At 58.4% G+C, this 12,879-nt stretch carries 8 protein-coding genes and 1 pseudogene; 4 read left to right on the top strand and 5 right to left on the bottom strand.

Annotation, left to right across the window (positions count from 1 at the left end; translation table 11 throughout):
• Window positions 1-47: 47 nt before the first annotated feature.
• The 3 genes from ACRQ5Q_RS08325 to ACRQ5Q_RS08335 all read right to left on the bottom strand — a co-directional run bounded on the left by ACRQ5Q_RS08325 (window position 48) and on the right by ACRQ5Q_RS08335 (window position 1,917).
• Window positions 48-221, bottom strand: a complete 174-nt coding sequence (locus ACRQ5Q_RS08325; RefSeq protein ID WP_439397023.1) for a DUF6899 family protein — start codon at window positions 219-221, stop codon at window positions 48-50.
• A gap of 91 nt (window positions 222-312) precedes the next feature.
• The gene (locus ACRQ5Q_RS08330; RefSeq protein ID WP_439397025.1) at window positions 313-870 is read right to left on the bottom strand and encodes a hypothetical protein; all 558 of its coding nucleotides are present in this window, start codon (window positions 868-870) and stop codon (window positions 313-315) included.
• 720 nt (window positions 871-1,590) lie between these two features.
• Complete coding sequence (locus tag ACRQ5Q_RS08335) at window positions 1,591-1,917, bottom strand: hypothetical protein (RefSeq protein WP_439397027.1); 327 nt, start codon at window positions 1,915-1,917, stop codon at window positions 1,591-1,593.
• 1,718 nt (window positions 1,918-3,635) lie between these two features.
• Here ACRQ5Q_RS08335 and ACRQ5Q_RS08340 point away from each other — a divergent pair.
• Window positions 3,636-4,822 (top strand): IS3 family transposase gene (locus tag ACRQ5Q_RS08340; protein ID WP_225145105.1). Its coding sequence is split into 2 segments (ribosomal slippage): window positions 3,636-3,888 and window positions 3,888-4,822, totalling 1,188 coding nucleotides; the frame shifts between segments, so codons are not numbered across the junction.
• A 932-nt stretch (window positions 4,823-5,754) separates the two neighbouring features.
• Here ACRQ5Q_RS08340 and ACRQ5Q_RS08345 read toward each other — a convergent pair.
• Window positions 5,755-6,018 (bottom strand): hypothetical protein, encoded by a 264-nt coding sequence (locus ACRQ5Q_RS08345; RefSeq protein WP_439397029.1) that lies wholly within the window; start codon window positions 6,016-6,018, stop codon window positions 5,755-5,757.
• Between the two features lie 1,189 nt (window positions 6,019-7,207).
• Between ACRQ5Q_RS08345 and ACRQ5Q_RS08350 the strand changes: the two genes are divergently transcribed.
• Both ACRQ5Q_RS08350 and ACRQ5Q_RS08355 read left to right on the top strand, forming a co-directional pair.
• Window positions 7,208-9,520, top strand: a complete 2,313-nt coding sequence (locus ACRQ5Q_RS08350; RefSeq protein WP_439399728.1) for a DPP IV N-terminal domain-containing protein — start codon at window positions 7,208-7,210, stop codon at window positions 9,518-9,520.
• 697 nt (window positions 9,521-10,217) lie between these two features.
• Window positions 10,218-10,952 (top strand): IS630 family transposase, encoded by a 735-nt coding sequence (locus ACRQ5Q_RS08355; RefSeq protein ID WP_439397031.1) that lies wholly within the window; start codon window positions 10,218-10,220, stop codon window positions 10,950-10,952.
• A gap of 844 nt (window positions 10,953-11,796) precedes the next feature.
• Here the strand turns inward: ACRQ5Q_RS08355 and ACRQ5Q_RS08360 are convergent.
• The gene (locus ACRQ5Q_RS08360; protein ID WP_439397032.1) at window positions 11,797-12,090 is read right to left on the bottom strand and encodes a hypothetical protein; all 294 of its coding nucleotides are present in this window, start codon (window positions 12,088-12,090) and stop codon (window positions 11,797-11,799) included.
• A gap of 477 nt (window positions 12,091-12,567) precedes the next feature.
• On the opposite strand from ACRQ5Q_RS08360, the pseudogene ACRQ5Q_RS08365 reads away from it, so the two are divergent.
• A pseudogene (locus ACRQ5Q_RS08365) lies at window positions 12,568-12,758 on the top strand (FAD-binding protein); the annotation flags it as partial.
• Window positions 12,759-12,879: the final 121 nt, after the last annotated feature.

Raw genomic sequence — 12,879 nt, forward strand, 5'->3', positions numbered from 1 at the left:
ATCGATAGTTGCTCACTGAATCACTAGAACAAACGTACGCCGCAGAATCAACCTGTCGGAGCCGGCTCCAGGCTTCGAAACCAGGAGCCGGAGAACAACGCATGCCGAAGGCTTGGGTACACGTCGCCGCTATCCGCAATCTTGGCGTCCTCATAGGGCGCCGCAACGCGGCGGTAGAACTCAGCCTTTGCGCCGTCCAGCGCACCCAACACGTCGTTCATGTGCTGATACCGCAGCCCATGGTTTTCAATGTAGTTGCGCGCAACTGACGACGGCAACGCCTATGTAGTGAAAAGCCGACATCGAGCCACGTCAAACGCCTCTCCATTCAGCCTTCACCAGTCTTTTCGAAGCTAGACTCAACGAGCGCACCATTGTCCCGTAATCGCTGCATACGAACCGTCCATCCAACAGCCCGAAATTCTCAGGCTTCAAGTCACACAAAAACTCGGGGATGCGCTTGGGCAATTCGTGAAGGCGCAATGGCTGGACGCGACGCTGTATCAGCATCGTTCCAGAGTCGGAGATCATCTTGCAGGGCGCGAACCACCTCTCCATGGGATTGCCACGCACGTAAGACCAGATCTCCCACTCGGCGACGTTCTGGAAGGATTGGGCCGTGATTTCAAGCTTGACCACGAAGTCGGGATTTGGCTTGAGCAGGAACACCTCGCTCGCCGTACCTTGGCCTAAGCGTTCTCCGCAGAGGATCGACCGCGCCTCGTCGTAAAGGAACTCACTCATCGCGTCGTACGATAATCTGTCCGAAAACATCAAACCAAGCGGCACCAAGCACTTCGTATTGCCAGCGCTGCTTAGCGTGCCGCCAACGGCGACAGACGGCCCGACCATCAACAATGCCGCGGACATGCCAGCTCTTGCCCTGCGCCGAGAACGCGGCGCCGGGTTTCACCCACTCCGGAAGAAAGTTCATGCTATTTGCCATGCTTGATCGTGTCGGCTTCCCACTCTAGAGCCTCCTAGGTCATCGGTGAGGTTCCCGCCGTACGTGGGTTGCTGCTTCCACTTGTCAAGAGGCTCGCCGACGAAGCGTTGCTCTACTTCGCACAATAGCGCATCAGCCGCCCAGCTTCGGCCGTCACTGTGCACCATCACTAGCTTGTCAATCAACGGCGGCTGATTGTCGGCCTTGACATTAGGCGAACCATGCGGCGTGAAAACCAGACCAGCGCAGCCAACACGGCGTATCCCGCATTTTTTGCTTGCCCCGGATCGTGACGGGGCGGACGATCACTCGCGCCGGTCGCGGCTTGCGGTGGCTGGGGTGGGCCCTCCGCGCGCACACGCTCATAGCTGAGCCATTCGCTGGGCGTGCGTGGGTTGCGCTTCCATGTCTCGCGCCACGTGTCACCGCCTTCCGACACATAGCCGGTGACAATTCGCCGCGCCTCCGGACGGCGGCCGGGGACACGCGAAGCGGAGCGCTAGCCCCACTTGCGAGAGGTTGCCCATGAATTCGTCCGGCACCTTCGTGACCCGCTGAAGAATCTCCACGATGTCCCCGCCGCGCACTTCGTCGCATACTTCGGCGACTAGATCAGAAATCGGCTTACGCTTCTTAGTCATTGGTCAATCTCGATTGTTGATGTAGGTCAGCCAACCTGCGAACTCTCGGAGCGCAAGAACGGCGAGCACGCCGCCAGCTCCTAGCAGAAAGCACGTCATCGGCGATCCTCCTTTGATGCGTTCGCGCCCTTGGGCGGCCTTGATTGTCTCCCCAGCGCTGGTGATGTCGCCTAAGAGTCTCGCCACGAGAGGGTCGCGCTTCAGACGCTCTAACCCTTCGGCGCTACGGTTGGGACAGTTGTTGAGAAGCCTTAGCCACTCCCATTCCAGATGCCGCAGTCCAAGCTCGGCAAGCTCAATAATGGTTTTATGCTTGCGTGCCTTCGTCATCGGCGATCCTCGTTTGGAAGCCACACGGCCGGGTCCATCACCACGGCCCAATAGATGAACCACAGCATTAGTCGGCCTTGGCGGCGAGCTGCTTTGCGCGATAGGCGTTGATTGCGCGACCGGTGGTCTTGCGTGAGCGACCGGACTTGTGGGTTTCAAGGTCGCCGCTTGCCAGAAGGCTGTGTTCCAAAGCTCCATGGCCTCGCGGACGTCGAAACTTTGCTCTTCAAAAGGCACGTCTAACATTGCTCGTAACTCAAATTTCTTTGGTTGAGATAAATCCGGCACCCTTCCCAATAGCGGCCGATATTGCGGCTTAGGATGGGAGCCGCTGCGATCACGCCGCCGTCGCGCACGGCGACACCCGCAACGATGTGAGGCGCGTGGACCTGATAAAGGCACTCCACGCGCAAACGGATCACGCGCACAATTCATCCGCGTGTCGGGTGAGCGCATCACGCCAGTGCTGCCACTCAATGACTTCAAGCCCGAAGTTTTTAGCGGCACTTCGGCACTACAGCCAAGTGAGTGCTCCCAACCGAGTAACAGCACGATGGTGTCCGCCTCCGTGCAGATGAACGCGCACATTCTGCGAGCGCGCGGCGCTTCGGAAACGTCGCTTCCGTCCAAGTGGATTCGAGAGGGTTGTAGACGGGGTGCCCAATCGCCCGAAGAGACTTGCTCTGAGGACGAGGTAATCGGATTTGGAGCAGGGCGCTTCGAGCCCCTCCATTCCCGGAGAGTACCTGCTCTCAATCCCAGTGCGGGATCAGGATTTACACTGCGGTCGAATCTCAGTTCACCAGCAAGCGGTCCAATAGTTTCCGTTGGAATAACGAACGAGTCCTGGTGTCAGCCGGTCCTACCCGTTGTCGTGTAGTGCGGAGCACCCTTAGCAGCCTTGAGTGCAGCTTTCACATCTGAGACAGGGCTGCTGAGCCTCGCTCCCGCTTTCAGGAGTTGATCGGCGGCCTTAGCTGCCGTCAGAAAATGTTCTCGCGGAATAAGTTTCGACTTTCTGGACCCATTGAGTGCGAGATATTGCACCTCATAATAGCTGGAGTCAGAGTCTTGATTAGTGACGGTTGCCACAATTTTGAGCGCGGTGGCCTCTGTGGTGCTATCACCCTTGATGACGGCGCTAGGTTCGGATTTGACATTCGGCGACGCTTTTCTGGATTTTCGCTGGCTATACCTTGCTTCCGTGGTCGTTGTGCTCCGAATCGCGTTGTCAGCTGCAGTTTCTTTTCGAGGCGAGCACAAGCTGGATCTGTTTCCCTTGCAGTGTGTCACTATAGCGTGCCATGAGCAGGTCGCCCCGTTGCACCAGTGAATGAGCATTTGATTTAGTTGTTGAACCGATCCGCGTATCGAAAGTTTGTAGGCGGCAATCACAGCCTTGCGCAGGCCCTCACCTTTGCGTCTGCGAAGTTCGATTGGGAAATTTGCCTGGAGTTTTTCGATTAGTACGACAGGTCCTGCTGACTTAAGGCGATCCCGATTGGGGTGATTTCATTCCCGCTTTCTCTAGATGCTTGAGAACGAGAGCCGCCCAAATCAACCAGACTTCGTTCTCGTATCCGCGCCTTCAGCACAATTTTGAGTTCATCGGCATTCGTTTCGGCTGCACGCTCCGGATCGCCTTCGGGCGGCACTGACCTGCCACTGCGTATTTCCTCCAGAAGGAGTTAGAGTCCGGCCCGAAGAAGGACGGACAGATGAAGCGAGCAAGGTTCACGGAAGAGCAGATTATCGCGGTATTGAAGGAGCATGAGGCTGGGGCGAAGACAGCCGACCTGGCTCGCAAGCACGGTGTTTCCGAGGCGACGATCTACAATTGGAAGGCCAAATTCGGCGGCATGGACGTTTCCGAAGCGAAGCGGCTGAGGGCCTTGGAAGAGGAGAACGCGAAGCTGAAGAAGCTTCTGGCCGAGCAGATGCTCGATGCGGCCGCCCTTCGCGAGCTCCTTTCAAAAAAATGGTAGGGCCCGCCGCCAAGCGCGCTGCGATCGCGCATCTGCAGGCCGTCATGAGCCTGTCGGAACGGCGGGCCTGCTCGATTGTGGGCGCGGATCGGAAGATGATCCGCTATCGCTCCAGCCGGCCGCCGGACGCAGTTCTGCGTGGCCGATTGCGCGATCTCGCCAACGAGCGGCGGCGTTTCGGCTATCGCCGGTTGTTCGTCTTGCTGCGGCGGGAGGGCGAGCCATCGGGGATCAACCGGATCTACCGGCTTTACCGCGAGGAAGGGCTCACCGTCCGCAAACGGCGGGCTCGGCGCAAGGCCGTGGGGACCCGTGCCCCGATCCTGGTCGAGGCGAGGCCGAACGCGCGCTGGTCGCTGGACTTCGTCCACGACCAGTTCGCCAATGGCCGACGCTTCCGCATCCTCAACATCGTCGACGATGTCACCAAGGAATGCCTGGGCGCCATTCCGGAGACGTCGATCTCGGGGCGGCGCGTGGCCCGCGAACTGACGGCAATCGTCCAGCGACGCGGCAAGCCAGGAATGATCGTGTCCGACCATGGCACCGAATTCACCTGCAACGCCATGCTCGCTTGGTGCAAGGACGCAGCCATCGATTGGCACTTCATTGCGCCGGGAAAGCCGATGCAGAACGGCTTCGTCGAGAGTTTCAATGGCCGGATGCGCGATGAGCTACTCAACGAGACCCTGTTCTTCGATCTCGATGACGCCCGCGCCAAGATCGCCAACTGGGTCGCCGACTACAATCTCCAGCGTCCCCACTCGTCGCTGAAATACCTGACCCCCGCGGCCTACGCCGCCCACCTCACCGCAACGGACGATCGGCTGCGCAACCCCGACCAGCTCCGCCGATCGTCCGTTGCTCCATCCGCGCCACTTGGCGTACAAAACCCCGAGACTCTAACTGCCGCTGGATGAAAATGCAGTGGCAGGTCAGCACCGCTATCGTGGTCATGCTGGAAACGGGCTCAGGTCGGCGGGATGCCGAGCAAAGATCAGCGCCTTTCAAGGAGGCGAGTTCGTGTCGCGCGATCGCGACCTGTGGACTCTCAGCGGGGCGGCACGCTGGACTTTCTTCCTGCAAGTTGTCCACCAAGGCCTTCAAGAGCAGGGGCCGAATGCGTCAATGCCCATCCGTTCCTGTGCCTTGCCACGAAAGAAAGTGAAGACATGGGCAGACATTATAGCGACGAGCGGGCACCTCGCCGCAACCAGCCCGCCGACGTGATCACGCTCTTTACAAACAAAAAGGCGCCACGGCTGTTCGGCTCAACAAGGCCCCCCCTAAGCGATGGCGCCCGCAAGTTCATCGGGGCCGGCAGCGCTCATCCGCACCGCCTAGAATCTCACTAAGCTCGCAAGAGACGCTAAAGCAAGCTATCGTCGATCAACAAGTCCGCTATCCGACCGCGTCCTCGATGACGCCTGGGTGCTGGTCCCAGCGCGGTTCGCGCAGCCTATGTTGGGGCCGCACCGCGGCCGCGCATTGGGATCTAACCGAACGAAGTTTCAAGGACGTGGTGGTGAGGATCGGGCCCTTCGCCAGAAGCATCTGACGGGACAAAGAGTTGAATTCACGCCTTCTCATTGCGCTTGCAGAGCTGCAAGCGCTTCGAGATCAGATATATTCAGTCGACCTCATGGTATTCGGCCCGGTCAAAATCCGAGCCGAACAGCGCTGCCGCGGCGTCATAGAGCGCTACCGTATTGAAGGTTGACTGCATGGCGTACCAGGCGCCGCAACGCCTCGATCGCCGATGCATGGGGTTGCAACGGGGTTTGGCAATCGAGCACCTCCAGCTTAGGCGCCTTCCGCTTCATGCTGCTCTCGAGGATATTCCGATCCAGTGTCATTTCTCCGCCTTCGCCACCCTAGTTGGTCCGCCAGGCTCTATGCGCTTGCTACCAGCCTGCCAGTCTGCGCCGTATTGACGAATCATTTCGCCATGGGACCGTTTGATGGAGGCGCGTTCAACGCAAAAGCCGGCGGTGACTGAAGCGGCTAGCGCTAGGCCGCACGCGACGTAGTCATCCAGCAAACTCCAAATAATGTTGCTGCCGGCGACGACGACAAAAGTGAGTGCCATGACGGTACTGCGAAATGCCTGAGCCATGCTTGTTCCCCCAGCCGATCGGCGACGGATATTAACATTGCAACCAAGACGTTCCGCGGCGTTTGAAGGCAGGATTCGTCGTATTTCTGCTAAATCAGCTCGATGTCGCGCGGCGGTAGTCAGCGGTGCGCCAGTTCGCGCGAGGGGATCTAGAAGGCATTCCGGGCTCATTGAACCCCTCGCCGGCTTGAACTGCCTGCGACGATGTCATGCAGCCCCAGGCCAGACGAACGACTCAAAAGAAGTGGTGGCGGACGAAGTCGAAAAGCCGGTGACTGACACGGGATGTGATCGCCCGGCGCGATGTTTGTCGCGCCGAACCAGCATCGGCAGCCCACAGCAATCCACTGCAATTCCTGTTCGTGGAGTGGCCTTAAGCAGCTGGACGCTGGCCGTCCAGCAAGGGGGAATTTCCCGAGCGGTAAAATTTAGCCCTGGGAGGGGTTTAAACCTTCTCTTTTCTCGTTCCAATTCGAGCGGTTCGCTTAACCCAACCAATCGTCACCTCGTTAGCGAGCTTACGGGCAGAGGTGCTCGGGTTCAGTTTCTCAAGGAGATATGTTCCTGGACCGGTCCAAAGCCTTCTGGTGGAATCGCTGCTCACTAAGCGTCGCCCGCGCCAAGAGTAGCGGCCAAGGCAGCATTGAAGCACTTCAGCCAAGGTTGCATCAAACACACGTTGGATGTCATTCGAACAAATATCCACGAGACCGCAGCTGACATCCGCGCCCGCTCGGAGGTTCTGGCAACTACCTGCCACTTGAAACTGCGCGCTGTGGCGCAAATGCGCGAGGTCGCGTGTGCTTGTATGCCCTCGCATTCGCGTCTGAAGCAGGTTCATATTTCTCGAGAGTGGTTCAGGAGACGACCGCTGCCTAACCTTGTTCGCTCGACCTGCCGCTACTGCCGACTCCGAGTCTGTGTTTGATTTTACACATTCGTGCTCGCGTTACTCTTTGTGCGCTTGCCGACAAGGGGATCAGATAACAACGTAATAACGCCTGCAGCTTCGATGGCATCATTTCTGCAGGGAGGACTTGGACGGAGCTCAAGGGGGATTGAACCGAAAGGGCACTGGAGATCTGTCGGCCCACGACTTAGCCCGGCACGCAATCAGCGAGTCTTATTGCTCCTTTCGTATACGAGGCACCTTAACGATCGCTCCACTAGCTCAGATGAGGAGGAAGCCCTGGACCGCCGGAAAGATACACTGGGACACGAGATCCTGCAGGTAGCGGATTACGAACGAGCGCTCTCGATCAACGGCTACTATGCTCAGCTCACGGTCAATGTCGCGGACGTGCCGTTTTGGATGTCAGATGCTGAGGCCTTTGCTTATTGCCGAAGGATAAGGGGCCGGCGCCAATTCATCCTCGTGAACGCTGTCACGGGCGCAAAACAGCTGGCCTTTGATCATGAAAAGCTTGCTGCCGCCCTGACCCGAGCAACGCAGAGGCGTTGCGACGCTGACAATCTGCCGTTCCGTCGCTTTGACCTGGCTAGCGATGGTCGCGAGATCAGCTTCGAGATCGATAGCATCAGGTGGACCTGCGATCTCGTGAGCTACACTTGTCTAACCCAGAACGCTTCCTCCAAAGTCAATGAGGAGAACCCCTATGCCAGCCCTCCGGTAGAAAATGATCCGAAGGAAAAGAGCGCATCTCCTGATGGTAAGTGGCGGGCCTATATCAATAGGCACAATCTATTCCTGTGCAGCGAGGATGGCTCGCAGAACATCCCTTTGACCTGGGATGGATCGGAGAGCAACTACTACGGGTTGTCCACACTGAGGTGGTCTCCGAACTCGCGCTATCTTGCGGGATACCGGTTCCGCCCCGGACATGAGCGTAAGATTCATTTCGTCGAATCGTCGCCGACGGACCAGCTTCATCCTAGGCGCCGGACCATGACATATCCTAAACCTGGCGACCTGTTGACAGTATCACATCCGGTACTCTTTGAGGTCGGCAGCCGTCGCGAGATCCAACTCGACAACAATCTATTCCGGAATCCTTACGAACTTTCGCCGATCGAGTGGTGGGAGGACAGTCGAGGTTTCACTTTTAATTATAATCGACGAGGTCATCAGCTCTATCGCCTTCTAGAAGTGGTAGCAGCCACGGGAGAAGTCCGCTCGCTGATCGATGAGTGCAGCAAGACCTTCGTCGACTATCAGCCGCTGGACATGGACCAAGAGTGCACTGGCAAAATCTTTCAGTATAACGTCGCAGACGGGAAGGAGATCATCTGGGCGTCCGAGCGCGACGGATACGAGCATCTTTACCTATTCGATGGCCGAACCGGCGAGATTAAAAATCAGATCACCAAAGGCGAGTGGGTGGTCCGCACGGTCTATTTTGTCGATCCGGTGACGCGCCAGATCTGGTTTGGCGCGAGCGGAATGAACGCAAGCGAAGATCCTTACTTCATTCATGGCTACCGAATCGAATTTGACGGGACGGGCCTGACTGCGCTCACGCCTCGAGCGGCAAATCATCACATCGCGTTCTCGCCAAATGGCCACTACTATGTAGACTTGTGTTCACGAATCGATCTTCCGCCGAGCTTGGTCTTATATCGAACCACTGACAATTCGGAGGTCGTGCAGGTCGAAAGCGCCGATATTTCGGAGCTCGTGGCCGCTGGCTGGACGCCGCCGCTCAGCTTTCATGCGAAGGGGAGAGATGGCGAGGCTGATATTTGGGGGGTCATTCACCTTCCCATTAATTTCGATCAAACCAAGCGATATCCGGTCGTTGAGAGAATATATGCTGGCCCTCACGGTTCTTTCGTTCCGAAGTCATTCTCACCTGTGGCCGAGCCGCTCACGCAACTGGGATTCGTCGTTGTACAGATCGATGGAATGGGGACGAACAACCGTTCGCGAGCGTTCCACGACGTTGCCTGGAAGAATCTGAAGGACGGTGGGCTTCCCGACCGAATCCTGTGGCACAAGGCGGCGAGCGTAAACTATCCGTGGTACGATATTTCAAACCTTGGCATTTTTGGTGCGTCCGCCGGTGGTCAGAATGCGGTGAGCGCACTCCTCTTCCATTCTGAGTTCTACAAGGTTGGGGTCGCCAATTGCGGTTGCTATGACAACCGAATGGACAAGATCTGGTGGAATGAGCAGTGGATGGGCTGGCCGGTCGGCATCGAATATTCACAATCCTCCGCCGTCGATAACGCGCACCGCTTACGAGGTAAGCTGTTGCTGATTGTCGGCGAACTGGATGAGAACGTCGATCCATCATCCACCTACCAGCTTGCCGACCGTCTGATCGACGCAGGGAAATTCTTCGACATGCTTGTGGTGCCGAACGCGAACCACGGAGTGCCAGGCAATTACTCCGAACTAAAGCTCGTGGACTTCTTCGTTCGCAACATTCTTTGGCAGACACCGCCTAACTGGAACGCAACTTCGATCGAGTCGCTGAGCCGGTGCTCGATGCGAGGACGTGATGGCCAAAAACTAATTAGCTCGATCGAATCTCACAAGTGATGTCCACGTTCGCAAGCGGTGGCGGCAACGTCGGACAGCACGCTCTCAGCTTCGAAAGTCGTGGCGCTAAAGCGATAGGGGTCGCGCTCGGTTATCCCGACCATTGCTGATCCCGAAGATACGGCACAGACAGAGTCGATGCGGATCGACGACGCCGCTGCGCAGCGCGGCGTTGGCCAAAAGAACTTTCTGCGGAAAGCCGCGACCAAGATGTGCATCTGGGGCCAATGGAAGACCACACCCATCTGTAGCCAGCTAAGCTCAGCCGACGCGTGTTCAATGGGGCGCCGGAAGCAGCCTTTTACTGCCAAGATGCTTCCCCTGTCTCGGCGCTTGAGGAGGCCCGGATTAATGACAATGCTGTGAAACGCAATGGCAATAGCACCGTCGGTGTTCTTCGCAGCTTTCGGGCCGCCGGCGCTCCGCAAAGATCAAAGGGCGATCGCTGTGGGGCTCAAGGAGGAGCCGCACGGCGATGAAGCGCAAGTTAATCCGGACGGGTAGCGCTGACCCGCACCGCCCGGAACGCGCCAAACTCGCAAGGGTCGCCGGAGCGTATGGTCCATTAACAAGTCCAATACCGAAGCTATGTGGACGGGCTCCTAGTGTCCCGAGTCGCAAGTTCGCAATCGTAGATTCGCATTACATTCGCGTTGCTGTGCCAGAGATGGCGGCCGCAACAGCGACGGAGGATCTGATGGCGGCCCAGCGACTTGCGCCGTTGGTATTGAGCGATGATGAGCGTGCTGAACTTCAGTCGCTGACAATGCGGCGAAAGACGGCGCAGGGGTTGGCTCTGAGAGCCCGGATCGTGATGGCTTGCGCGGAAGGCGGTCAGAACAAGAAAGTGGCGGCCAAGCTAGACCTGGAGCGGGGGACGGTGGGCAAATGGCGGCGCTTTGTGGAGCAGCGCGTGGCTGGGCTGCACGATGAGCCGCGCTCGGGAGCACCGCGCACCATTAACGATGCCCGCATCGAAGCCGTGATCGTGCGGACGCTGGAAAGCTGCCCCGAGAACGCCACTCATTGGAGTTCTCGGGGCATGGCGAAGGCCAGCGGCCCGTCGGTGTCGACGGCGCAACGCATCTGGCGGGCCTTCGCGATCAGCCGCACCGGCTGGGAGACATTCAAGCTCTCCACCGATCCGAACTTCGTCGCCAAGGTGCGCGACGTCATCGGCCTTTACGTCTCGCCGCCGGCACATGCCATCGTTCTGTGTGTAGACCAAAAGTCCCAAATCCAGGCGCTGGACCGCTGTCAGCCGATGCTGCCGATGCGTCCCCGTCAGCCGGCTCGAAAGAGCCATGACTACAAAAGGCACGGCACCACATCGCTGTTCGCCGCCCTGAGTACAACACGACGCGATGTTGCGAACTTCTGGTTCAGGACACTAGCTTGCCCCTCGGCATCTACGTTCACGGGTGATGAATGAGCCGAACGTCGTTGGGCCCTCCTGGCCCCTGGACGGCGGTGTAGAGCTCGCCGCGAATGTCGTATTGCTTTACCGGCTGCGCCTCGTCCGGCAAGAGGCCCCAGCGGCCGAGCATCGAGACCATCGTGTGCGAGGCGGGTTGGGTGCCGTTCGAAAAATTCCGGGGAACGGCAAATGATGCAGCATAAACCTCGCGCGCCGCGGGGGACGTCCTCTCAGCCCTGGAGGACGCCGGAGCGGCTTGCTCCATCGAACGTCCAAGCAGCGCTGGTGAGACTCGATTCGCTGGCTGCGCTGGGCTGCGGAACGTTTTCAGGTCGAGATCCGGGAGGAATGGCAGGGCCTGGCGCATTGAGTGGGGGGCTTGGCCTCATCGTCGCCGCGGGCACGAATAGCCCCGTGTAGCGGTCATTTGTAAACGATAAAGCTGTTGGGTCGGCTGTCCTGGCTCGGAGGGATGGCGCTACCGTCAAGCGCAGCCGACGCGTGCTGGTAGCCCTGCCGGAAGTTGAAGTGACTAACGACCGCTCCTAAATTCAGGGTCTGCCGATGGCCCGCGGTTGGCTCGAGAGACGATGATGGGCCGGCGTCTTGCACCGTCGCCCACAGCTCATCCTGATCGTAATCTTCCTCAGGAAGGACCAATGGCGAATCGACCGCGGGCCCGAAAGGCGACGGTGCGCCGGCGCTTTCCATCAGCACACGGGGCATTGAATTGCCCGGCTCGCTCAGCTGGCGCTCAATGGTATCAGTTCCGGCTGGCTTAGGGTCCTCTGCCTCTTCGCAGGCCTCCAACGTAATCCTCAGCCATAAGCGCCGCGCGACTCGAAAGGGGGGCTCCCGGTCAGTTCGTGATCGCTCCAGTTGAAGTGACGAACGGTTTCTCCGGTGTCCGGTGCTTGGTTCGCGCGGTTGGGTTGAGAGACGATGCTAGCGCTTCGCCCATGATCCCTCGCAGCGGATCCTGATCGTGACCTTCCGCTGAAACAGGAACCCCTGCGAGCGCAGCGGTATCAAGCTGCGGGACTTCATCCAAGTACGGCTCAAACTCCGCTTGCTGCTGTTGCGGTTGTGTCACCGCGGGGTTGTAAGCTGCGAAATCCCGGTCGAATGGGTTAATGCTGTTAAATGGGTCCATGTCCCGTCCTCGTTTGAGTCGGTTCGCAATCGAGCCGATGGTGTCGCTCTCTGGTTCTCGCTCATTAGTGTCAGCTGTCGACAAGCTGACGCGATTACAGACTTAAGTGAGCCATTGGCCAGGCCGACAGCCACACTCACTCGAGGAACCCGCGGAAGGATTCCGGATTGCGATTTTTGGAAACACTGACTGGTAAGTCGGACGGCGAAGGACGCGCAGCCGGGCCACCTTATAGGTGGAGAGCATATATTCGCATAGAAAGAGGGATGCCGCCCTCACGCAGAAGCTCTTCCTCCTTTGCCGTGGTCACCACCGGTGGACTGCGCCCGACGAGCGCGAGTTTGGATCTTACCCAATGTTACCCAACGTTGGTTTGAAACTCGCCTTGAGGCGGAAAAATGAAGGATTAACATCCCTGCACCGCGACCCTGGAGAGGAGGGCAAAACTGGCGCCAGTTGATGTCGTCCGCTCTGGCCGTCCTGGATGCACAAGGCAACGCAATCCAGGGTCTTTATGCTTGCGGCAACGACATGACGTCGCCGATGCGCGGAATTTATCCTGGGGCAGGCATAACAATCGGTCCCGCCATCATATTCGCATATCGCACCGTCAACGCAAAAGTGCTTTCCGCTGATCAGGAGCAAAAGCCGTCGCCGCCGGAGCTTGACCGTTTACCACACTCGTCTGTGGCGGGAAATATGTGCTCGGCTCCGGCTGCGCGCATCGATAGAAATGTCGGCCCCGACCCGCGACATCCTCGAGAGAGCGGCCGGGTTCGAGTTTGGTGA

Source organism: Bradyrhizobium sp. PMVTL-01, assembly GCF_051861855.1.
GTDB lineage: Bacteria > Pseudomonadota > Alphaproteobacteria > Rhizobiales > Xanthobacteraceae > Bradyrhizobium.